General features: G+C 72.5%; 20 protein-coding genes and 1 pseudogene. 6 read left to right on the top strand and 15 right to left on the bottom strand.

Annotated elements, in window-relative coordinates; translation table 11 throughout:
* Positions 1-11: 11 nt before the first annotated feature.
* Entirely contained in the window at positions 12-2537 is a 2526-nt protein-coding gene (locus tag ACFWA7_RS26465; protein ID WP_385547258.1) for an ATP-dependent Clp protease ATP-binding subunit, read from the bottom strand.
* 450 nt (positions 2538-2987) lie between these two features.
* Between ACFWA7_RS26465 and ACFWA7_RS26460 the strand changes: the two genes are divergently transcribed.
* On the top strand, positions 2988-3632 hold the full coding sequence (locus ACFWA7_RS26460; RefSeq protein WP_385547261.1) for an SCO3374 family protein: 645 nt from the start codon (positions 2988-2990) through the stop codon (positions 3630-3632).
* Here the strand turns inward: ACFWA7_RS26460 and ACFWA7_RS26455 are convergent.
* The 10 genes from ACFWA7_RS26455 to ACFWA7_RS26410 all read right to left on the bottom strand — a co-directional run bounded on the left by ACFWA7_RS26455 (position 3611) and on the right by ACFWA7_RS26410 (position 12138).
* The gene (locus tag ACFWA7_RS26455) at positions 3611-3946 is read right to left on the bottom strand and encodes an Lsr2 family protein (protein ID WP_371654002.1); all 336 of its coding nucleotides are present in this window, start codon (positions 3944-3946) and stop codon (positions 3611-3613) included. The genes ACFWA7_RS26460 and ACFWA7_RS26455 overlap by 22 nt on opposite strands.
* Before the next feature lie 153 nt (positions 3947-4099).
* Entirely contained in the window at positions 4100-4621 is a 522-nt protein-coding gene (locus tag ACFWA7_RS26450; RefSeq protein WP_385547265.1) for an amino-acid N-acetyltransferase, read from the bottom strand.
* A 9-nt stretch (positions 4622-4630) separates the two neighbouring features.
* Positions 4631-5110, bottom strand: coding sequence for a BlaI/MecI/CopY family transcriptional regulator (locus ACFWA7_RS26445; RefSeq protein WP_385547267.1), 480 nt, complete (start codon positions 5108-5110; stop codon positions 4631-4633).
* 147 nt (positions 5111-5257) lie between these two features.
* Positions 5258-5437: a hypothetical protein gene (locus ACFWA7_RS26440; protein ID WP_385547269.1), complete on the bottom strand. Its 180-nt coding sequence runs from the start codon at positions 5435-5437 to the stop codon at positions 5258-5260.
* 14 nt (positions 5438-5451) lie between these two features.
* The gene (locus ACFWA7_RS26435) at positions 5452-6033 is read right to left on the bottom strand and encodes a hypothetical protein (RefSeq protein WP_385547272.1); all 582 of its coding nucleotides are present in this window, start codon (positions 6031-6033) and stop codon (positions 5452-5454) included.
* A gap of 669 nt (positions 6034-6702) precedes the next feature.
* Positions 6703-7509: a type III pantothenate kinase gene (locus ACFWA7_RS26430; protein ID WP_385547275.1), complete on the bottom strand. Its 807-nt coding sequence runs from the start codon at positions 7507-7509 to the stop codon at positions 6703-6705.
* Positions 7510-7512: 3 nt separating this feature from the next.
* Positions 7513-8523: a carboxylating nicotinate-nucleotide diphosphorylase gene (gene nadC, locus ACFWA7_RS26425; protein WP_385547278.1), complete on the bottom strand. Its 1011-nt coding sequence runs from the start codon at positions 8521-8523 to the stop codon at positions 7513-7515.
* A 2-nt stretch (positions 8524-8525) separates the two neighbouring features.
* On the bottom strand, positions 8526-10259 hold the full coding sequence (locus tag ACFWA7_RS26420) for an L-aspartate oxidase (RefSeq protein ID WP_385825523.1): 1734 nt from the start codon (positions 10257-10259) through the stop codon (positions 8526-8528).
* Complete coding sequence (gene panC, locus ACFWA7_RS26415) at positions 10256-11242, bottom strand: pantoate--beta-alanine ligase (protein WP_385825521.1); 987 nt, start codon at positions 11240-11242, stop codon at positions 10256-10258. The genes ACFWA7_RS26420 and panC overlap by 4 nt, the downstream gene beginning before the upstream one ends.
* Positions 11239-12138 (bottom strand): Rossmann-like and DUF2520 domain-containing protein, encoded by a 900-nt coding sequence (locus ACFWA7_RS26410; RefSeq protein WP_385825519.1) that lies wholly within the window; start codon positions 12136-12138, stop codon positions 11239-11241. The genes panC and ACFWA7_RS26410 overlap by 4 nt, the downstream gene beginning before the upstream one ends.
* Positions 12139-12253: 115 nt before the next feature.
* On the opposite strand from ACFWA7_RS26410, the gene ACFWA7_RS26405 reads away from it, so the two are divergent.
* On the top strand, positions 12254-13432 hold the full coding sequence (locus ACFWA7_RS26405; RefSeq protein ID WP_385547289.1) for a threonine aldolase family protein: 1179 nt from the start codon (positions 12254-12256) through the stop codon (positions 13430-13432).
* Positions 13433-13461: 29 nt separating this feature from the next.
* Here ACFWA7_RS26405 and ACFWA7_RS26400 read toward each other — a convergent pair whose 3' ends face one another.
* On the bottom strand, positions 13462-13680 hold the full coding sequence (locus ACFWA7_RS26400) for a hypothetical protein (RefSeq protein WP_385547292.1): 219 nt from the start codon (positions 13678-13680) through the stop codon (positions 13462-13464).
* Between the two features lie 98 nt (positions 13681-13778).
* Here ACFWA7_RS26400 and ACFWA7_RS26395 point away from each other — a divergent pair.
* Positions 13779-14839: pseudogene (locus tag ACFWA7_RS26395) on the top strand (DUF5937 family protein).
* Between the two features lie 189 nt (positions 14840-15028).
* Here the strand turns inward: ACFWA7_RS26395 and ACFWA7_RS26390 are convergent.
* Positions 15029-16006, bottom strand: coding sequence for a zinc-binding alcohol dehydrogenase family protein (locus tag ACFWA7_RS26390; protein ID WP_385547298.1), 978 nt, complete (start codon positions 16004-16006; stop codon positions 15029-15031).
* 121 nt (positions 16007-16127) lie between these two features.
* Here ACFWA7_RS26390 and ACFWA7_RS26385 point away from each other — a divergent pair, with 121 nt between their 5' ends.
* Positions 16128-16442 carry an ArsR/SmtB family transcription factor gene (locus ACFWA7_RS26385; protein ID WP_371653989.1) on the top strand — a complete coding sequence of 105 codons (315 nt, stop codon included), beginning with the start codon at positions 16128-16130 and terminating at the stop codon, positions 16440-16442.
* 48 nt (positions 16443-16490) lie between these two features.
* Here the strand turns inward: ACFWA7_RS26385 and ACFWA7_RS26380 are convergent, their stop codons facing one another.
* Positions 16491-17162 (bottom strand): response regulator, encoded by a 672-nt coding sequence (locus tag ACFWA7_RS26380; protein WP_385547302.1) that lies wholly within the window; start codon positions 17160-17162, stop codon positions 16491-16493.
* Positions 17163-17229: 67 nt separating this feature from the next.
* On the bottom strand, positions 17230-18441 hold the full coding sequence (locus ACFWA7_RS26375) for a sensor histidine kinase (RefSeq protein ID WP_385547305.1): 1212 nt from the start codon (positions 18439-18441) through the stop codon (positions 17230-17232).
* Positions 18442-18545: 104 nt separating this feature from the next.
* Between ACFWA7_RS26375 and ACFWA7_RS26370 the strand changes: the two genes are divergently transcribed.
* Together ACFWA7_RS26370 and ACFWA7_RS26365 are read left to right on the top strand one after the other, a co-directional pair.
* On the top strand, positions 18546-19523 hold the full coding sequence (locus tag ACFWA7_RS26370; protein ID WP_385825517.1) for an SAM-dependent methyltransferase: 978 nt from the start codon (positions 18546-18548) through the stop codon (positions 19521-19523).
* Positions 19524-20171: 648 nt separating this feature from the next.
* On the top strand, positions 20172-21314 hold the full coding sequence (locus tag ACFWA7_RS26365; protein WP_385547311.1) for an NADH-quinone oxidoreductase subunit D: 1143 nt from the start codon (positions 20172-20174) through the stop codon (positions 21312-21314).
* Positions 21315-21400 lie beyond the last annotated feature (86 nt).

Below are 21400 nucleotides of genomic sequence, written 5' to 3'. Positions count from 1 at the left end.
GCCCGCGGAGGCTACGCCTCCTTGCTCAGGTTCGGGCCGGCGCCGCCTGCCGCCTGCTCGATCGGGGGGACGTCCGGCAGCGCGGACTTCTCCTCGCCGCGGAAGGTGAACTTCTTCGCCTCGCCCTCGCCCTCCGTGTCGACGACCACGATGTGGCCCGGGCGCAGCTCGCCGAAGAGGATCTTCTCCGAGAGGATGTCCTCGATCTCGCGCTGGATCGTCCGGCGCAGCGGGCGCGCACCCATGATCGGGTCGTAGCCCTTCTTCGCCAGGAGCGACTTCGCGTCCGCGCTGAGCTCGATGCCCATGTCGCGGTCCTTCAGACGCTCGTCCACCTTGTCGACCATGAGGTCGACGATCTGGATGATGTCTTCCTCGGTGAGCTGGTGGAAGACCACCGTGTCGTCGACACGGTTCAGGAACTCGGGGCGGAAGTGCTGCTTCAGCTCCTCGTTGACCTTGACCTTCATCCGGTCGTAGTTCGACTTGACGTCGCCCTGGGCGGCGAAGCCCAGGTTGAAGCCCTTGGAGATGTCCCGGGTGCCGAGGTTCGTGGTCATGATGATGACCGTGTTCTTGAAGTCGACGACCCGGCCCTGGGAGTCGGTCAGGCGACCGTCCTCCAGGATCTGGAGCAGGGAATTGAAGATGTCCGGGTGGGCCTTTTCGACCTCGTCGAAGAGGACGACGGAGAACGGCTTCCGGCGGACCTTCTCGGTCAGCTGGCCGCCCTCCTCGTAACCCACGTATCCGGGCGGGGAACCGAAGAGGCGCGAGACCGTGTGCTTCTCGCTGAACTCCGACATGTCGAGGGAGATCAGCGCGTCCTCGTCGCCGAAGAGGAATTCGGCGAGCGTCTTGGAGAGCTCGGTCTTACCGACGCCGGACGGGCCGGCGAAGATGAACGAGCCACCGGGGCGCTTCGGGTCCTTCAGACCCGCACGGGTGCGCCGGATCGCCTGGGAGAGCGCCTTGATGGCGTCCTTCTGGCCGATGACGCGCTTGTGCAGCTCGTCCTCCATGCGCAGCAGACGCGAGGACTCCTCCTCCGTCAGCTTGAAGACGGGGATGCCGGTCGCGGTCGCGAGGACCTCGGCGATGAGCTCGCCGTCGACCTCGGCGACGACGTCCATGTCGCCGGCCTTCCACTCCTTCTCGCGCTTGGCCTTCGCGGCGAGCAGCTGCTTCTCCTTGTCGCGGAGAGAGGCCGCCTTCTCGAAGTCCTGGGAGTCGATGGCCGACTCCTTGTCGCGGCGCACGCCCGCGATCTTCTCGTCGAACTCGCGGAGGTCCGGCGGCGCGGTCATCCGGCGGATGCGCATCCGGGAGCCGGCCTCGTCGATCAGGTCGATCGCCTTGTCCGGGAGGAAGCGGTCCGAGATGTACCGGTCGGCCAGCGTCGCGGCCTGGACCAGCGCCTCGTCCGTGATGGAGACCCGGTGGTGGGCCTCGTAACGGTCGCGCAGCCCCTTGAGGATCTCGATGGTGTGCGGCAGCGACGGCTCGGCGACCTGGATGGGCTGGAAGCGGCGCTCAAGGGCCGCGTCCTTCTCCAGGTGCTTGCGGTACTCGTCGAGCGTGGTGGCACCGATGGTCTGGAGTTCACCGCGGGCGAGCATCGGCTTCAGGATGCTGGCGGCGTCGATCGCGCCCTCGGCGGCGCCCGCACCCACCAGGGTGTGGAGCTCGTCGATGAACAGGATGATGTCGCCGCGGGTGCGGATCTCCTTGAGGACCTTCTTCAGTCGCTCCTCGAAGTCACCGCGGTAGCGGGAGCCGGCGACCAGCGCGCCCAGGTCCAGGGTGTAGAGGTGCTTGTCCTTGAGGGTCTCGGGCACCTCGCCCTTGACGATGGCCTGCGCCAGGCCCTCGACGACCGCCGTCTTGCCGACGCCGGGCTCGCCGATGAGCACCGGGTTGTTCTTGGTACGGCGGGACAGCACCTGCATGACCCGCTCGATCTCCTTCTCGCGCCCGATGACCGGGTCGAGCTTGGACTCACGAGCGGCCTGGGTGAGGTTCCGGCCGAACTGGTCGAGGACGAGGGAGGTCGAAGGCGTGCCCTCGGCCGGGCCGCCCGCCGTGGCGGCTTCCTTGCCCTGGTAGCCGGAGAGCAGCTGGATGACCTGCTGCCGGACCCGGTTGAGATCGGCGCCCAGCTTCACGAGGACCTGGGCGGCGACGCCCTCGCCCTCGCGGATCAGGCCGAGCAGGATGTGCTCGGTGCCGATGTAGTTGTGGCCGAGCTGGAGGGCCTCGCGGAGCGACAGCTCCAGGACCTTCTTGGCACGCGGAGTGAAGGGGATGTGACCGGACGGGGCCTGCTGGCCCTGGCCGATGATCTCCTCCACCTGCTGGCGGACCGCCTCAAGAGAAATCCCGAGGCTCTCCAGGGCCTTAGCGGCGACACCCTCACCCTCATGGATCAGGCCCAGGAGAATGTGCTCGGTGCCGATGTAGTTGTGGTTGAGCATCCGGGCTTCTTCCTGAGCCAGGACGACAACCCGCCGCGCGCGGTCGGTGAACCTCTCGAACATCGTTAATCGCTCCTCAGAGCGGTCGGGCAGTAAGGGGTCGGTCCCCTCCCTGTCCTTCCGCATGCTAGTCCCGTGGGACGGGACAGCTCATTCCAACTGCCGACATCCGACCCGATCACCCCCGCCCAGGCGGGGAAACTTGCTGCCGAACAGTCGACAACTGCTCCAACTCGATGGTGCGAGACGATGTTCCCGCAGGCCAAGCAGATACCCCTGTCTCCAGTACGCCGATGGCGAACGCGAGACGGCCCGGCGAGCTTCTCGCCCCTCCCCACTAGGAATGTCTTACCCGTAAGCACTGACAGTCCATGCGGCGCGCCCCGGTTCCCTCAGCTACGGGCGAACACACTTGCGCCGCCGAATGCTTCCGCACGCCCCCGATGTGCCTACGGAACGCATCCGTCCGGAAACTCTGCGTAACTCTGGGGCGTTTCAGGAGTTGCTCCGGACATGGCCCTCCTGCCCTGCCCCCGCGCCCCGCTCGGCCGCCCGCTCGTCCAGTGGTACGAGCGGGAGCTCGGCTGGGCCGTGGTGGCGGGACCGCCGGTGCGGCTCCTGACGGGGCTGCGCTTCGACGTGCTCGACCTCCCGGCGCCCGCCGGTGCCGCCCTGCTGAGACGGTACGGACGCACGGGCCCTGTCGCCCTCGTGGGGCGCCGGATGCGGCTCCTGGTGGCCGCGGGCAGCGCGGAGGAGCTGCCGGGGCTGCTCGACTGGCTGGAGTGGGGCGGGGTCGCCCTGGACCTGTCGGCCATCGGCGCCGGCGGCCGGATCACCGCTCCCGTACCGCCCGGCTGGAGCGTGCCGCCCGATCGGGACGGCTCGCGGGAGACCGCCGTGTGGCTGCGGCCTCCCGAGCCGGGGTGCGAGGTAGAGGCAACCCTTCCGGCTTTCACCGGATTCGCCGGACCGAAGGGCGACGGGGGCGGCGGGGGCACCCCCGACCTCGTCCGGCTGGTGGACGCGGCGGCGACGGAATGCCACCGGGCCCTGTTGTTCCCCACGAAATCGGTAACCGGCTCCGCGCATGCCCGGGAGAGGGCCGGCGCGAAGAGGTCGGCTAACGCGGGAACTCAGCCGTTGGCCTTCTCGTAGGCCTCGCGGATATCGGCCGGGACGCGTCCGCGGTCGTTCACGCTGTAGCCCTGCTCCTTGGCCCACTTGCGGATCTGGGCGGTGTCCTGGCCGCCCGTCGCGACAGCGCGGCTCTTGCCCCGGCCGCCGGCGGCGCGGCCACCGGTGCGCCGCCCGCTCTTGGTGTACGGGTCGAGCAGACCCCGCAGCTTGTCCGCGTTGGCGGTGGTGAGGTCGATCTCGTAGGTCTTGCCGTCGAGAGCGAACGTCACGGTCTCGTCCGCCTCGCCGCCGTCGAGGTCATCGACAAGAAGGACCTGAACCTTCTGTGCCACCGGATTTCCTTTCATCGAAAATGCAGTACGCGGAAAGGAAACCGCTTTTGCCTGGAAAACACAAACCCCCGGCAGAGGTTCAGGGACCTTGCACAGCGGGAAACGTGCGCGATTCGGACATAGGGCTCTGCCGGGTTCCGCCGGTTCCCGCGATCACAGGTGCAGAAGCATCCGGCTGTTGCCCAAGGTGTTCGGCTTCACTCGTTCGAGACCCAGGAACTCGGCGACACCCTCGTCATACGAGCGCAGCAGCTCGCTGTAGACATCTGTGTCGACCGGAGTCTCCCCGATCTCGGTGAAGCCGTGCTTCGCGAAGAAGTCCACTTCGAAGGTGAGACAGAAAACCCGGCGGATCCCGAGCCAGCGGGCGGTCTGCAGCAGCTTGTCGAGCACCAGATGCCCCACTCCGCCGCCCTTGAACTCGCGGTCCACCGCGAGAGTGCGCACTTCGGCGAGGTCTTCCCACATCACGTGCAGCGCGCCGCAGCCGACCACCCGTCCATCGGAGTCGCGTTCCGCGACCCAGAACTCCTGGATGTCCTCGTAAAGCGTCACGGTCGCTTTGTCGAGCAGGATCCCCGCGCCGACGTACGCGTCGAGAAGGCGGCGGACCGCCGGGACATCGCTGGTCCTGGCCCGGCGGACGCTGACGGCATTTGCGGGGGCATAAGACATGACCGGACGCTATCGCCCCGTGCCGTCTCCGGTCCCATCGGGTTCTGCGGGTTCTGCGGGTTGTGCGCTCTCTTGCGGGGACTCGGCTTCCGTCGACCGTGGTGGATCGGCCGGATCCGCGTAGTCCTCGGGCGGTCCGACCATCCGTACGGCATCGCGCAGGGACTCGCGCTGCTCCGGCGACATCATGCCGAAGAAGGCGACCAGTGCGGCGGCCGGGTTGTCACTCTGCGACCACGCTTCGTTCATCAGTGCGGCCGCGTAGGCGGCCCGGGTGGAGACCGCGGTATATCGATAGGCGCGTCCGTCGACTTCCCGGCGCACCCAGCCCTTCTGATGGAGATTGTCCATTACGGTCATCACGGTCGTGTACGCGATGGACCGTTCCTGCTGAAGGTCTTCCAGTACTTCCCGGACGGTGACCGGACGGTTCCACTGCCAGACGCGCGTCATGACGGCGTCTTCCAGCTCTCCCAATTGGCGAGGCACATCTGCACCATAGTGGGAGATGTCGTGAATGGCTGGTTATTTACGGTGGTGAACAGCAAAAAGGGCGCGCGCCCCTGATAAGGGTCGCGCGCCCTTGACGCGTGAAACGCGCCGTGCGGCCGGGAGGGGCCGCAGGCCCTTTCGCGGTCAGACCTGGCCGGTGGTCGGCCGCTGCTGTGCGGCCTCGGCGCGGGCGAGCGCGGCGTCCACGGCCGCGTCCTCCTTGCCCTTGTTGGGGCCGCCCTGGCTCTTGACGATCGTCACGATGAGCCCGATGAAGAAGACGGCCATCACCACGGGGGGAACGAGCGCGGAAACGTAGTCCATGCCGACCAGAGTAGCTACCCGGCGGCGCGGGCGGCGGGCGGGGGCAGGGGCTTGCGGCGCGGCGGGAACACCTCGCCGGGGGTCGGGATGGGCCGGTCCGGGCGGGGCGCCTTGGGCTGCGGCGGGGCGGGCTCGGACGTGGGCCGGGGTCGGGGCTGCTTCGGATCCTGCGCGGCGGCGCGCCCGCCGGGCAGGGCGAGGAGCCGGGTGCGCGGTCCCGGGGCCACGGCGGCGAGCCGCGCCCGTACGGAGTGCTCGGACAGCCGTCGGCACCGTTCGAGCAGGGCGGCGGCCACGGGCTGCGCGCGCAGCCCGCGCAGCGCTGCCAGGTCGTCCGGGGTCGGGGCGTAACCGGCCGCCAGGGCGTCCTGGAGGAGCTCCAGATAGCCCGGGGCGGAGCCGGGCAGGGCAGTGCGGTAGCGGGCGAGATCGGCCAGCAGAAAGGCGCGCAGCCGGTTCGCCTCGCGCACGGCCTCGTCCACGGAGCCGGCTAGCCGCAGGCAGTCCTGGACGTCCGTGTCCGCGAGGGGGGCAGGGTGGAGGGCGACGGCGAGGGCACGTCGGAGCACACGCAGCTCGTCTGCGCTGAACGCCATTCCGCCGCGGGATCCGTAAGGCGTGGGCATGAACCGACAATACGTCCTAAATGGACAAAATCCGTTTAATGGGGGGCGGTGGGCGCGTTGTGTCTGGGCGGGGGTCGAATTCCCCGCCCCGCCCCTTCCCGAAAGCCCTGGGCGGGCGGCCGGGTGGGGGTGGAGGCTCGATTCCCGGGGGCTGCGCCCCCGGCCCCCTCCACGGAGCCCCCGGCCTTGCACCCCGCTCACGGGGGCTTCGCCCCCCGATATCCCCGCTGGGGCTGCGCCCCGGCCCCCGTTCGTCTGCTGGCTGTCTGTGGCTGGTCGCGCCCACGCGGCGGAGCCGCACATGTCACAGCCCCGCGCCCCTGAGAGGCGGGGCCTGCGGCCCTGCCCCGCTCCTCAAACGCCGGAGGAGCTGAATCTGCCCAGGCCCCCCGCTCCTCGCGCGCCGAAGGGGCTGAATTTCCCGCCGCCGGTGCCTCACATTCGTGGCCGCACCCCATCCCCCTCAGGGGCGCGGGGAACTGCGCGACCAGCCACACACGGCCCGCGGACGAACACGGGGTTCCAGGGGCAGGGTCCGCAGACCCCGGGAAGGGGTCCCGGAGGCGTAGCCCCCGGGCCCCCGGAGGCCACGCGGCGGAGCCGCACATGGCACAGCGGGAAGGGCGGGGTGGGGCGGAGCTACATGCGGGAGATGTTGCGTTCGTACACCAGGCGCAAGCCGATCAGCGTCAGCCACGGCTCGTGTTCGTCGATCACATGCGCCTCGCCCAGGACCATCGGGGCCAGCCCGCCCGTGGCGATCACCGTGACGTCGGACGGGTCGCCGCCCGGGCCCACCAGCTCGCGGGCCATGCGGGTCACGACCCCGTCGACCTGTCCGGCGAACCCGTAGACGATCCCCGCCTGCATCGCCTCGACCGTGTTCTTGCCGATCACCGCCCGCGGCCGGGCCAGTTCGATCTTGCGGAGCTGGGCGCCCTTGACCCCGAGGGCCTCGACCGAGATCTCGATGCCGGGGGCGATCACCCCGCCCGTGTACTCGCCGCGCGCGCTCACCGCGTCGAACGTCGTGGCCGTGCCGAAGTCGACGACGATCGCCGGGCCCCCGTACAGCTCGACCGCCGCGACCGCGTTGATGATGCGGTCCGCGCCGACCTCCTTGGGGTTGTCCATCAGGATCGGGACGCCGGTCTTGATGCCGGGCTCGACCAGGACCGCAGGGACGTCGCCGTAGTAGCGGCGGGTCACTTCGCGCAGCTCGTGCAGGACCGACGGCACCGTCGAGCAGATCGCGATGCCCTCGATGTTGTCGCCGAGCTCCGCCCCGAGCAGCGGGTGCATGCCCATCAGACCGTTGAGCAGGACCGCCATCTCGTCGGCGGTGCGGCGCGGGTCGGTGGAGATGCGCCAGTGCTCGACGACCTCCTCGCCGTCGAAGAGGCCGAGGACCGTTTGCGTGTTGCCTACGTCGATCGTCAGCAGCATCGGTTACGCCGCCTCGCGCAGATCGAGTCCGATGTCGAGGATCGGCGAGGAGTGGGTGAGCGCGCCGACCGCCAGGTAGTCGACGCCCGTCGCCGCGTACTGCGCCGCGGTCTCCAGGGTGAGGCGGCCCGAGGACTCCAGGAACGCCCGGCCGGCCACGATCTCCACCGCGCGCGCGGTCTGCTCCGGCGTGAAGTTGTCCAGCAGGATCAGGTCGGCGCCCGCCTCCAGGACCTCGCCGACCTGGTCGAGCGTGTCGACCTCGACCTCGATCGCCACCTCCGGGAACATCTCCCGTACGGCCTTGAAGGCCTCGGCGACGCCGCCCGCGGCCACCACATGGTTGTCCTTGACCAGCGCCGCGTCGGAGAGCGACATGCGGTGGTTGACGCCGCCGCCGCAGCGCACCGCGTACTTCTCCAGGGCGCGCAGCCCCGGCGTCGTCTTGCGGGTGTCGCGCACCTTCGCGCGCGTGCCCTCCAAGGCGTCCGCCCACGCGCGCGTGGCGGTCGCGATGCCGGACAGGCGGCACAGCAGGTTGAGCGCGCTGCGCTCGCCGGTGAGCAGGTCGCGGGTGCGCGTGGTGACGCTCAGCAGCTTCTGGCCCGCCTCGACCCGGTCGCCGTCCGCGACGTGCCGCTCGACCTCGAACTCCTCGGTGCACACGATCGACAGGATCGCCTCGGCGACCCGCAGGCCCGCGACCGTGCCGGCCTCGCGCGCGGTGAAGTCGCCGGTGGCGACGGCGTCTTCGGGGACGGTCGCGGCGGTCGTCACGTCCACGCCGCCGTCGAGGTCCTCCTCGATGGCGAGGTGCGCGATGTCCTCGACCTGTACGGGATCCAGGCCCGCCTCGGCCAGCAGCGCGGCCAGCGTGGGGTCGAGGCCGCACTCGTACACGTCCTCGTCGCCGCAGCCGCAGTCGTCGCCGCAGCCGCCTCCGCTCGCGGGGACGCCGATCTGGATCAGCGGTACGTCCACCGGCTCGGGACGGTGTTCGTCGGGGGTGCTCACGGTTACGGCTCCCTGGGGGCGTCGGCGACTGTCGGGGGAAAGTCTGCGGAATCGGTGCGGCGGACGTCGAGCGTACGGTCCGGCGTCACCCGTACGACGAGGTGGCGGTGCCAGTCCTCGTCGTCCCGGTCGGGCCGGTCCTCGCGCCAGTGGCAGCCGCGGGTCTCCTCGCGGGCGGCGGCGGCGGCGACCAGCACGCGCGCGACGAGCAGCAGGTTGGTGGTCTCCCACGCCTCCACGCCGGGCTCGGCGGCCTTGCGCTCACCGGCTCCGTCGGCGTCGGCCCGGATCTCCTCCAGGCGGGCGGCGGCCCCGGCGAGGCTGTCGGCGGAGCGGAGCACGCCCGCGCCGTTGGTCATGATCCGCTGGATCTGGATGCGGGCCTCGGGGGCCAGCAGCGGGGAGGTGGGGGCGGACTCGGGGACGCGATGGGCGGCGTCCTGAGGGGCCGCCACGCGCGCGTGGCCGCCCGCCGCGATGTCGGCCGCGATGCGCTCGGCGAAGACCAGGCCCTCAAGCAGGGAGTTGGAGGCGAGCCGGTTGGCGCCGTGGACGCCGGTGCAGGCGACCTCGCCGCACGCGTAGAGCCCCGGGACCGTGGTGCGGCCGTGCAGGTCGGTGCGGACGCCCCCGGAGGCGTAGTGGGCGGCCGGGGCGACCGGGATGGGCTCGGTGACCGGGTCGATGCCGTGGGCGCGGCAGGCGGCGAGGATGGTGGGGAAGCGCTGCTCCCACATCTCGGCGCCGAAGTGCCGTGCGTCCAGGTACATGTGCTCGGTGCCCCGCGCCTGCATCTGGCGGGTGATCGCCTTGGCCACGATGTCGCGGGGCGCCAGCTCGGCCAGCTCGTGCTGCCCGAGCATGAAGCGGGTGCCGGAGGCGTCGACGAGGTGGGCGCCCTCTCCCCGTACCGCCTCGGAGACCAGCGGCTGCTGGCCCTCGGAGTCGGCGCCGAGGAAGAGCACGGTCGGGTGGAACTGGACGAACTCCAGGTCGGAGATCTCGGCGCCGGCCCGCAGCGCCAGGGCGACGCCGTCGCCGGTGGAGACCGGCGGGTTGGTGGTGGCCGAGAAGACCTGGCCCATGCCGCCGGTGGCGAGCACCACGGCGGGGGCGTGGACGGCCCCCACGCCGTCGTGCTGGCCCTCGCCCATGACGTGCAGGGTGATGCCCGCCGTACGCCCCTCGTCGTCCCTCAGCAGGTCGAGTACGAGCGCGTTCTCGATGGTCCGTACGGCCTGCTCGCGGACGGCCCCGACCAGCGCGCGCGAGATCTCGGCGCCCGTGGCGTCGCCGCCCGCGTGGGCGATGCGGCGGCGGTGGTGGCCGCCCTCGCGGGTCAGCGAGATCGCGCCGGAGTCGTCGGTGTCGAAGTCGGCGCCGGTGGCGATCAGCCGCCGCACCGCGTCCGGGCCCTCGGTGACCAGGGTGCGTACCGCGGTCTCGTCGCACAGGCCCGCGCCCGCCACCAGCGTGTCGTCCAGGTGCTGTTCGGGGGTGTCGCCCTCGCCGAGGGCCGCCGCGATGCCGCCCTGCGCCCAGCGCGTCGAGCCGTCGTCGAGCCGCGCCTTTGTCACCACCACGGTGGTGAGCCCGGCGGCGGTGCAGCGCAGGGCCGCGGTGAGGCCCGCCACGCCCGAGCCGACGACCACGACGTCCGCGTCGATGGACCAGCCGGGCGCGGGCGCGTCCAGCCGTATGCCGGTCCGGGCCGGACCGTCGTTCGTCCTGGTCATGCGGGGGCTCCGAAGTTCAGCGGGATGTTGTCGATCAGGCGGGTGGTGCCGACGCGCGCGGCGATCGCGAGGACCGCCGCACCGGCGAAGCCGTCCCCGGCCTCGTCGAACGTCGCCGGGTCGACCAGCGCCAGATAGTCCAGGGCCAGCGGCGGTTCCGCCTTGGCGGCCTCGTCCAGGACGCTCTGGGCGGCGGCGCGCACGACCGCGGGGGACGGGCCCGCCGCCTCCACCGCGTACGCGTCGGCGGCCGCGCGGGCCTCGCCGATCCGGGAGAGCGCCAGGGCGCGCCCGGAGGAGGCGTGGGTGGCCGCGGCGCGCGCGTGGAGCGCGTGCTCGGCCGTCAGCCGGTCGCGGGCCGCGAACAGCGCGCGAGACAGCGCCAGCGCGGTGGTGCGGTCGGCCTGTGAGAGGTAGCGGTTGCGGCTGGAGAGGGCGAGCCCGTCGGCCTCGCGGACCGTGGGCACGCCGACGATCTCCACGGGGAAGTTGAGGTCGCGCGCCATGCGCCGGATCAGGGCCAGCTGCTGGGCGTCCTTCTCCCCGAACAGCGCGAGGTCGGGGGCGGTGAGGTGGAGCAGCTTGGCGACGACGGTGAGCATGCCGTCGAAGTGGCCGGGGCGGGAGGCGCCTTCGAGCCGCTCGCCCATCGGCCCCGCGGTGACGCGCACCTGCGGCTCGCCACCGGGGTAGACCTCGTCCACGGAGGGCGCGAACACGGCGTCGGCGCCCGCGTGCCCGGCCAGTTCGATGTCGGCGTCCAGGGTGCGCGGATAGCGGTCGAGGTCCTCGCCCGCGCCGAACTGCAGCGGGTTCACGAAGACCGTGACGACCACCTGGCCGCCGGGGCCGACGCTCTCGCGCGCGGTGCGCACCAGGGTGGCGTGCCCCTCGTGCAGGGCGCCCATGGTCATGACGACGGCGCGGCGGCCGGTGCGCTCCAGGGCGGCCAGCTCGGCGGCGGTGCGGACCAGAAGGGTCATCGGTTCTCTCCGTCCGCGAGCACGCCCAGCAGGTCCTCGGCGAGCTCGGGCTTCAGCAGGCCGTGGGCGAGCGCCCGGTCGGCGGTCGTACGGGCCATGGCGAGGTATCCGGCGACCGTGCCGGGGGCGTGCTTGCGCAGCTCGGCGATGTGCGCCGCGACCGTGCCCGCGTCGCCGCGCGCGACGGGGCCGGTCAGGGCCGCGTCGCCGGAGCGCAGCGCGTTGTCGAGGGCCGCCCCCAGGAGCGGGCCGAGCATCCGGTCGGGGGCGGAGACGCCGGCCAGCCGCAGCAGCTCCATGGACTGGGCCACCAGGGTGACGAGGTAGTTCGCGCCGAGGGCGAGGGCGGCGTGGTAGAGCGGCCGGTTCTGCTCCTCGATCCACTCGGGCTCGCCGCCCATCTCGATGACCAGCGCCTCCGCGGCGAGCCGCAGCTCCTCCGGCGCGGTGACGCCGAACGAGCACCCGGCCAGGCGCTGGACGTCGACGCCGGTCCCGGTGAACGTCATCGCGGGGTGCAGGGCCAGCGGCAGCGCCCCCGCGCGCGTGGCGGGCGCGAGCACGTCCGTCCCGTACCGCCCGGAGGTGTGCACGAGCAGTTGGCCGGGGCGGATCGCGCCGGTCTCGGCGAGGCCCTCCACCAGGCCCGGCAGGGCGTCGTCGGGGACGGTGAGCAGCACGAGGTCCGCGGCGGCCAGCACTTCGGCGGGCGGCACCAGGGGCACGTCCGGCAGCAGGGCGGCGGCCCGGCGCACGGAGGCGTCCGACACGCCGGAGACCGCCACCGGGCGGTGCCCGGCGAGCTTCAGCGCGGCGGCGAGGGCGGGGCCGACCCGGCCGGCACCGACGACACCGACGGTGAGGCGGGCTGGGCGGGTTTCTGGTTGTGCGTTCACGCGGCGGGGCCTTCCGTTCCAGTCCGCGAGGGGTACCGGACGATTTCCCCGTCATGCTACGCCCAGGTTTCGAGACGTCCGCGGTTGTCCACAGGCTGTGGGCGATGATCTGATCATGACTGACGAGGTGGACGAGAACGGCCGGGCCGAGCAGGAGCTGCGCCTGCGCAGACTGGCGGCCTGGCGCAATGCGGAGCGGACCCTGTGGCGGGCGCCCGGCGAGACGGGCATGGGCGAGCGGCTGACGGCGCTGGCGGCCGACGCGCGCGCGGTCTACGACATGGCCGAGGGACCGGACTTCTACGGCGACGGGCCGGTCGCCGAGCTGGAACGGCGCACCGCCGACCTGCTCGGTTTCCCGGCGGCCGCCTTCTTCCCGACCGGCACCATGGCCCAGCAGGTCGCCCTGCGCTGCTGGGCCGGGCGCACCGGCGACAGCACGGTGGCGCTGCACCCGCTGGCCCATCCCGAGGTGCACGAGCGGCGCGCCTTCGGTGCGGTGAGCGGGCTGCGCACGGTCCACCCGACGACCGCGCCCCGGCTGCCCACGGCCGAGGAGGTACGGGACTTCGAGGAGCCGTTCGGCACGCTGATGCTGGAGCTGCCGCTGCGCGACGCCGGGTTCGTCCTGCCCACCTGGGACGAGCTGACCGCCGTGGTGGAGGCGGCGCGGGAACGCGATGCGGTGGTGCACTTCGACGGCGCGCGGCTGTGGGAGTGCGCCGTGCACTTCGACCGCCCGCTCCAGGAGATCGCGCAGCTCGCGGACAGCGTCTACGTGTCGTACTACAAGACCCTGGAGGGCATGTCGGGCGCGGTGCTCGCCGGTCCGGAGTCCCTGATCGAGGAGGCGCGCACCTGGCGCCACCGTTACGGGGGCCAGGTCTTCCAGCAGTATCCGGCGGCCCTGTCCGCGCTCGTCGGGCTCGACCGGGTGCTGCCCGAGCTGCCGTCGTACGTCGCCCACGCGCGCGTGGTGGCCGGCGCGCTGGCGGAGGGGTTCACCAAGGCGGGGGTGCCATGGTTCCGGATCAACCCGGAGGTCCCGCACACCCACCAGTTCCACGTCTGGCTGCCGTACGGGGCGGACGCCCTGTCCGACGCCGCGCTCGGACAGGCCGAGGAGACCGGAGTGGCCCTCTTCCGCCGCTGGTTCCCGGCGCCCGCGGGCCCGCCCGGGCTCTCGTGCACGGAGCTGACGGTGGCGCAGCCGGGCCTGCGGTGGTCGGCGGAGGACGTACGGGACGCGGTGGCGGAGTTCGTACGGAGGCTGGGCGAGGGGAGCAAGGGGTGAGCGGGCGCCCCCGCCCCTGACCCCGCCCCTCAGCGGCAGGCCGGCGGCCGGTGCGGGGCGAAGAGGCGGCCCAGGGCGGCGCGCAGCCGGCCGCCCGCGAGGCGGCCGGCGAGGACCGCTTCGAAGCGCCGGTAGTCCCGTATTTCGCGCAGGGTGCGCACGTCGTGCGTGCCCGGCAGCGGGGGCGGCGGCTCCTGGAGCCGGGCCGTGCGACAGGTGTCGAGCATGTGCTGCTGGATGGCGTCCATGCATCCAGGCTGCGCCGGTCCGGGCCGTCCGTCGCGCCGATTGACCAGGGGCGTCAAACGACGGGGCCGCTGTCAGTGGGGCGGTGCACCATGGGCGCATGAGCGTGTGCATCGACATCACGGGTTTGCCGCGGGAGCGGATCGTCTTCGGACCCTCTCCGCTGGCCGAGCTGGGCGCCGCCCTGCACGCGCTCTCCGAGCCCGCGCACCACGCCCGGCTGCACGGCTGGACCACCACCACGGCGGCCGGGCTCAAGCCGGAGCTGGCCGACCGGCTGCACGAGGCGGACTTCCTGTGGCGGTCCACCCGCTCGGACATCCTGCTCCCGCCGCGGCCCCGCGAGACGCTGGCCGAGGAGCTGGACGACCTCGACCGCATGGCCGACGAGAAGTACGTGGCGGCGGCGCTGGAGATCTCCTGCGCGAGCCTCTACAACGCGGGGACGCCGTCCCCGCTGGTCGACGCGCGGATGCGGGACCGCGCCCTGGACCTCGCCGCCGCGCGCGGCCCGCGCCAGGCCGCCTTCGTGAAGCGGATGCTGCTCGACCCGCCGGGGGCGCGCGCGTGGATACGCAGGCTGCTGGAGGACTGCGACGCCGCGTTCTTCGGGGAGACCTGGCAGCGCGTCCGGGTCCAACTGGCCGCCGACGCACGGCACAAGACGGAGCTCCTGAAGCACAAGGGCCTGGCGGAGGCGGTCGCCGCGGTCTCCCCCGCCGTCGCCCTCGAACAGGACGAGTGACCCACGGGCGTACGAGCGCGGCGGGCACCGGACTGACGTTCATTCCCACCGCGTTCGGCTGGCCGCACCTGTTCGCGCTGCACGCGCCGGGCTGGCAGCCGGTCGTCCAGTACCCGGTCCCGACGGGCGAGTTGGGCGGCGCCGCGCCCGTCGACGTGGTGAAGGCACGCCTTGAGGCGGTCGCGCACCCGATGCGGATGCGGCTGTGCCGCAGCCTCGCCCGGGGCGCGTACACGACGAGCGAGCTGGCCGACGCGTACGGGATCAGCGCCCCGGAGGTGTCCCGCCACCTCGCGGTGATGAAGAAGGCGGGCCTGCTCACGACGCAGCGGCGTGGGCGGTATGTACTGCATCAGCTGGATGTCGCCGTGGTCGCCCGGCTGGGCAGCGACTTCTTGGAGGGGGTGCTTCGCTGAGGCCGTGGGGTCGCTGGTTCGACTGCGGACCGCAGGGGCCGGTCGCGTCCACGCGGCGGAGCCGCGAAATGTCACAGCCCCGCGCCCCTTGGGGTCGGGGGCCGCTGTACCAGTCCCCTGCGCCGGCAGGTGCCTGGAGGCGCGCGGGGAACTGCGCGCCCAGCCACGGACGACCCGAACCCGGCGAACTCACCCCTTCACCCGCAACAACAACTTCCCCACCGACGCCCGGCTCTCCATCAGCCGATGCGCCTCGGCCGCATCCTCCAAGGGGAATTCGGCCGTCACCGGCAGCTCGACCCGGCCGTCCGCCGCGAGGGCGAACGAACGTCCGGCCAGCTCGCGCAGCGCGTCCGGGGCGCCGGCCGCCAGGCCCAGGATGGAGAAGCCCGCGACCGAGCGGGCACCCGGGTAGAGCTCGGGCTGCCCGACGCGCCACGGCTCCCCGCCACCCGCGTTCCCGTACGAGACGAGCCGCCCGAACAGGGTCAGCGCGTCCAGCCCCTGACGCAGCGTCTCGCCGCCGACCGGGTCAAGGACGAGGTCCACGCCCCGGCCGCCGGTCGCCCGGCGCACATCCTGGGCGAAGGAGCCGGTGAGGAACGCGTCGTCGTACCCGTGCTCGCGCGCGTACGCGGCCTTGGCCTCGCTGGACACCACGCCGTAGACGGCGCCCGCGCCCGCGAGCCGGGCGATCTGCCCCACGACCGTGCCGACGCCGCCCGCCGCGCCCTGGACCAGGACGCTCTCGCCGGGCTGCAGCCGCCCCACCTCGTGGACGAGGGCGTGCGCGGTGGGCAGGACCGTGGGGAGCGTGGCGGCGGTGCGCAGGCCGACGCCCCCGGGCACCGGGAAGACGGCGGCGGCCGCGACGACGGCGACGTCCGCGTAGCCGCCGCCCTCGGCCATCGCCGCGACCTCCTGGCCGACGACGAGCCCTTCGACGCCCGCGCCGAGCTCCCGTACGCGCCCGGAGACCTCAAGGCCCGGCACGAACGGCAGGGACCGCACCCGGTAGCCCTCCGAACGGGCCTTCACCTCGGCGAAGTTGACCCCGGCGTAGGCGACGTCGATGGCGACCTCGCCGGGACCGGGCCTGGGCACCTCGGTCTCCACCAGCCGAAGTACTTCCGGACCGCCCAGCTCGCTGACCTGAATCGCACGCATGACGTGAGTCCCCCTCGGCACCTAAAGTGTTCAATGAATGTCGAACACTCAGGAGTGTACGACCCACATCGAACACTCGGCAAGAGCGCCTCGCCGGGCCCGGCCAGGAGGAAGGACACCGATGACCCATCGCGCGGCACCCGAACACACCCACCCCGACAAGGTCCCCCTGATCACGGCCCTGGACGCCCTCGGCGACCCGGTCCGCCTCCAGCTCGTGCGCGAGCTCGCCGAGTCCCAGGAGTGGACGCGCAGCTGCGGCTCGTTCGACGTGCCCGTACGCAAGGCGGCGCTGAGCCACCACTTCTCGGTGCTGCGCGCGGCCGGTCTTGTCGAGCAGCGCGACGACGGGTCCAAGCGGGTCAACCGCCTGCGCCGCGAGGAGTTCGACGAGCGCTTCCCGGGGCTGCTCGCACTGGTCCTGCGCGGCGACTGAGGACGTACGGGCCGCTGAGGACCGTACGGGGCCACGAGAGCGGACGGCTCAGAGCCCTCCGGCCCGCACCAGCCCCGACTCGTACGCGAGGACGACCACCTGGACCCGGTCCCGCAGCCCCAGCTTCGTCAGGATCCGGCCGACATGGGTCTTCACGGTGGCCTCCGAGAGGACCAGACGCGCCGCGATCTCGCCATTCGAGAGGCCCTGCGCGACCAGCAGCATGACCTCGCGCTCGCGCTCGGTCAGCCTGTCCATGGCGCCGCCGGGTCCCTTCTCCTTGCCGGTCGTCGGCAGCATCGGGGCGAACCGGTCGAGCAGGCGCCGGGTGGTGGACGGCGCGACGACCGCGTCACCGCTGTGCACCGAACGGATGGCGGCCAGCAGTTCGCCCGGCGGCACGTCCTTCAGCATGAAGCCGCTGGCGCCCGCCTTCAGACCGGAGAACGCGTACTCGTCCAGGTCGAAGGTGGTCAGGATCAGCACCTTGGGGGGCGTCTCGGCCGAGCAGATCCGACGCGTCGCCTCCACCCCGTCGAGCCGCGGCATGCGCACGTCCATCAGCACCACGTCCACGGCGGTCGCGCGGAGGGTCTCGATCGCCTCCGCGCCGTCGCCCGCCTCCGCGACGACCTCCATGTCCGGCTGGGCGGCGAGCACCATCCGGAAGCCGGTGCGCAGCAGCACCTGGTCGTCGACGAGCATCACGCGGATCGTCATCGGGTCCCTCTCCATCACGACGTACGAGAAATTCGGGCGTACGGGAAAACTAGTGCGCGTACGGGAACTAGTGGGCGGGCTTCAGCGGCAGCAGGGCGCTGATGCGGAAGCCGCCGCCCGGCCGCGGCCCCGCGTCCAGGGTGCCGCCCACCATGCCGACGCGCTCGCGCATGCCGATCAGACCGTGCCCCCGGCCGTCGGCGCCGCCGTCCTCGTACATCTCGTGCGCCGCCCCGCGCCCGTCGTCCTCGACCAGCAGGCCGAGCCCGTCGTCGAAGTAGACCAGGCGGACGCTGGCGCCCGCCTCCGGGCCGCCGTGCTTGCGCGTGTTGGTGAGCGCCTCCTGCACGATCCGGTACGCCGTGAGCTCGACACCACTGGGCAGCGGGCGCGGGGTGCCCTCGATCTTGAAGTCCACGGTGAGCCCGGCCGTACGCACCTGCTCGACCAGCTCCTCGATCTGCTCGACGTCCGGCTGCGGCACATACTCCCCCGCCTCCCGGTGCTCACCCGTGCGCAGCACGCCGAGCAGGCGGCGCATCTCGGCGAGCGCCTGGCGGCCGGTCATCGAGATGGTCTCCAGGGCGATCTTCGCCTGGTCGGGCGCGCTGTCCATCACATACGCGGCGCCGTCCGCCTGGACCACCATCACCGAGACGTTGTGGGCGACGACGTCGTGCAGCTCGCGGGCGATCCGGGCGCGCTCGGCGGCGACGGCGACCTTCGCCTGCGCCTCGCGCTCCTTCTCCAGGCGGGCGGCGCGCTCCTCCAGCTCGGCGAAGTACGCCCGTCGGGTGCGCATCGAGTCGCCGAGGACCCAGGCGAGGATGAACGGGACCGTCATCACGATGACGAAGAAGACGGTCTGGCCAGGGCTCATGCCGCCGTCGCTGCCGTTGTAGTCGGGCCAGCGCACCATCGCGATCACAGCGGCGAGCAGCGAGCCCACCAGGGCGAACCGCGAGGCCCAGCGCTCGCCGACGGCGGCCGCCGTGTAGATCGCGACCAGCATGGCGAAGTCCGACACGTTCGGGCTGACGTTCAGCGCCAGCTGGACCAGCCCCATTCCGGCCGCGAGCACCACCGTCTTCTCGGGTGCGCGGCGGCGCAGCGCCACGACGACGCTCAGTCCGACGGCGATCAGCAGGGCCGCCGGGGTCGAGCCGTGGCCGGTACCGCCGGAGACGAGCGACATGCCGGAGATCCCGAAGAGGAAGACCGCCCAGAGGGTGTCGACCGCGGTCGGGTGTCTGCGGATGAAGTCGTAGAGGAGCTGCACGTAACCCAGCGTAGGGAAGCCGGATCGGTGCAAGGGTCAACCGGAGGGTCGATCCGGGTCGCCGGGGCGTACTCCCCAAGGTGGAGGGCGCCTAGCCTTCTGCTGTGAAACACGAGGTGAGGGACGACACAGCGAGGGGTTCGCAGGCCTGGTCCGGCTGGCGGGCGGCGACCGAACAGGCCCTGTACGGCCCCGGCGGCTTCTACCTCCGCCCCGAGGGCCCCGCAGGCCACTTCCGTACCTCCGTCCACGCCTCGCCGCTCTTCGCCCAGGCCGTGGCGCGGCTCCTGGAGGAGGTCGCGCAGGAGCTCGGGGGCGGCGAGGTCGCGTTCGTCGACATGGGCGCGGGGCGCGGGGAGCTCGTCACGGGCGTACTGGCCGCGCTGCCCGCCGGATTCCCCGTACGGGCGTACGCCGTGGAGCGCGCGGCGCGTCCGCCGGGGCTCGATGAGCGGGTGACGTGGCTCGCTCGGCCTCCCGCCGGCGTCCGGGGCCTCCTGTTCGCCAACGAGTGGCTGGACAACGTCCCGGCGGACGTGGCCGAGGCCGACGCGGACGCCGTCCCGCGCGAGGTCCTGGTCCGCCCCGACGGCACCGAACACCTCGGCGCGCCCGTCTCCGGCGAGGACGCGCGCTGGCTGGAACGGTGGTGGCCCCTGCGGGAGCCCGGCGACCGGGCGGAGATCGGCCGCACGCGGGACGAGGCGTGGGCGGGGGCGGTCGGCACGTTGTCCGCGGGGCTGGCGGTGGCGGTGGACTACGGGCACGTGGCCGGGGGGCGCCCGCGGTACGGAACCCTCACGGGCTTCCGGGGCGGCCGCGAGGTGGCCCCCGTCCCGGACGGCACGTGCGACATCACGTCCCATGTGGCGCTGGACGCGTGCGCGGGCCGGTCCGGGGAGCTGCTGCTTCAGCGCGAGGCCCTGGCCGGGCTGGGCGTAGCGGGCGATCGCCCGCCCCTGTCCCTGGCGTCGACGGACCCGGCCGCCTACGTACGGGCGCTGGCGCGCGCGGGGGAGGCGGCGGAGCTGGTGGCTCGGGGCGGGCTGGGGGACTTTCTGTGGCTGCGGCAGCGGGTGTGAGGGAGACGTCTGCGGGCGGGTGGGGCTGGCCCTCCGGGGGCGGGTCCTTGTCTGCGGGCCGGTGGGGGCTGATCGCGCAGTTCCCCGCGCCCCTTCTGGGCCCGGTGTTTGACTGCGGGCCGGTCGGGGCTGATCGCGCAGTTCCCCGCGCCCCTTCTGGGCCCGGTGTTTGACTGCGGGCCGGTCGGGGCTGGCCGCGCAGTTCCCCGCGCCCCTGAGGGGGATGCGAGGCTCGGCCCGAGCGGGGGCCCTGGGGGCGGGGTTTTGTCTGCGGGCCGGTGGGGGCGGGCCGCGCAGTTCCCCGCGCCCCCTTCTGGGCCCGGTGTTTGACTGCGGGCCGGTGGGGGCGGGCCGCGCAGTTCCCCGCGCCCCTAGGGGGGACGGGGCTGGGGCGCTAGTCCCTTAGCGGGGTGCAGGGGCGGAGCCCCCAGGGGTGCAGGGGCGGAGCCCCCAGGGGTGCAGGGGCGGAGCCCCCAGGGGTGCAGGGGCGGAGCCCCGCCAGGGGTGCAGGGGGCGGAGCCCCCGCTCAGGGGTCCGGGGGCGTAGCCCCCGGGGAAACCCACTCACCCTTACCCCCACCCACCCCCGGAGGGTCTGGGGAAGGGGTGGGGTGGGGGAAACCACCCCCCGCCGGGGATACTGTCGCCCATGACGGAGACCACGGTCGGCATCGGCGGGGCGGCGGAGAGCACCGACATGGTGCTCAACATCGGCCCCCAGCACCCCTCCACCCACGGCGTGCTCCGCCTCCGCCTCGTCCTCGACGGCGAGCGCATCCGGCACGCCGAACCGGTCGTCGGCTATATGCACCGCGGCGCCGAGAAGCTCTTCGAGGCGCGCGACTACCGCCAGATCGTCATGCTCGCCAACCGCCACGACTGGCTCTCCGCCTTCTCCAACGAGCTCGGCGTCGTCATGGCCGTCGAGCGCATGCTCGGCATGGAGGTCCCGGAGCGCGCGGTCTGGACCCGCACGCTCCTCGCCGAGCTGAACCGCGTGCTCAACCACTTGATGTTCCTCGGCTCGTACCCCCTCGAACTGGGCGGAATCACCCCGATCTTCCACGCCTTCCGTGAGCGCGAGGAACTCCAGCACGTGATGGAGGAGGTCTCCGGCGGACGTATGCACTACATGTTCAACCGCGTCGGCGGCCTCAAGGAGGACCTCCCGCTGGGCTGGCTGGGCCGCGCCCGGGAGGCCGTCGCCGCCGCCAACTCGCGGATGGACGTGTACGACCGGCTCGTGCTCGGCAACGAGATCTTCCGGGGCCGCACCCGCGGCGTCGGCGTCCTGTCCCAGGAGGCCGTGCACGCGTACGGCGTCAGCGGCCCCATCGCCCGCGGCTCGGGCGTCGACTTCGACCTGCGGCGCGACGAGCCGTACCTCGCGTACGGCGAACTCCAGGACACCCTGCGGGTCGTCACCCGCACCGAGGGCGACTGCCTGGCCCGCTTCGAGGTGCTCCTGGAGCAGACGCACAACGCCCTCGAACTCGCCGACGCCTGCCTCGACCGGCTCGCCGAGCTGCCGCCCGGCCCGATCAACCAGCGCCTCCCGAAGGTCCTGAAGGCCCCCGAGGGCCACACCTACGCGTGGACCGAGAACCCGCTGGGCATCAACGGGTACTACCTCGTCAGCAAGGGCGAGAAGACCCCGTACCGGCTCAAGCTCCGCTCGGCCTCGTACAACAACATCCAGGCCCTCACCGAGCTCCTCCCGGGCACGCTGGTCGCCGACATGGTCGCCATCCTGGGCTCGCTCTTCTTCGTCGTCGGCGACATCGACAAGTAGCCGCACCCCCAGACATACGACGGGGCCCCGGCGCATCAAGCGCCGGGGCCCCCGTCCCGGCCCGGGGCGTTTAAACAAAAACCAAC

This window comes from Streptomyces sp. NPDC059994 (genome assembly GCF_042737755.1).
Taxonomy (GTDB): domain Bacteria; phylum Actinomycetota; class Actinomycetes; order Streptomycetales; family Streptomycetaceae; genus Streptomyces.
Note: the sequence above shows the minus strand (reverse complement) of the source record. Positions and strands in the feature narration are given on the sequence as shown.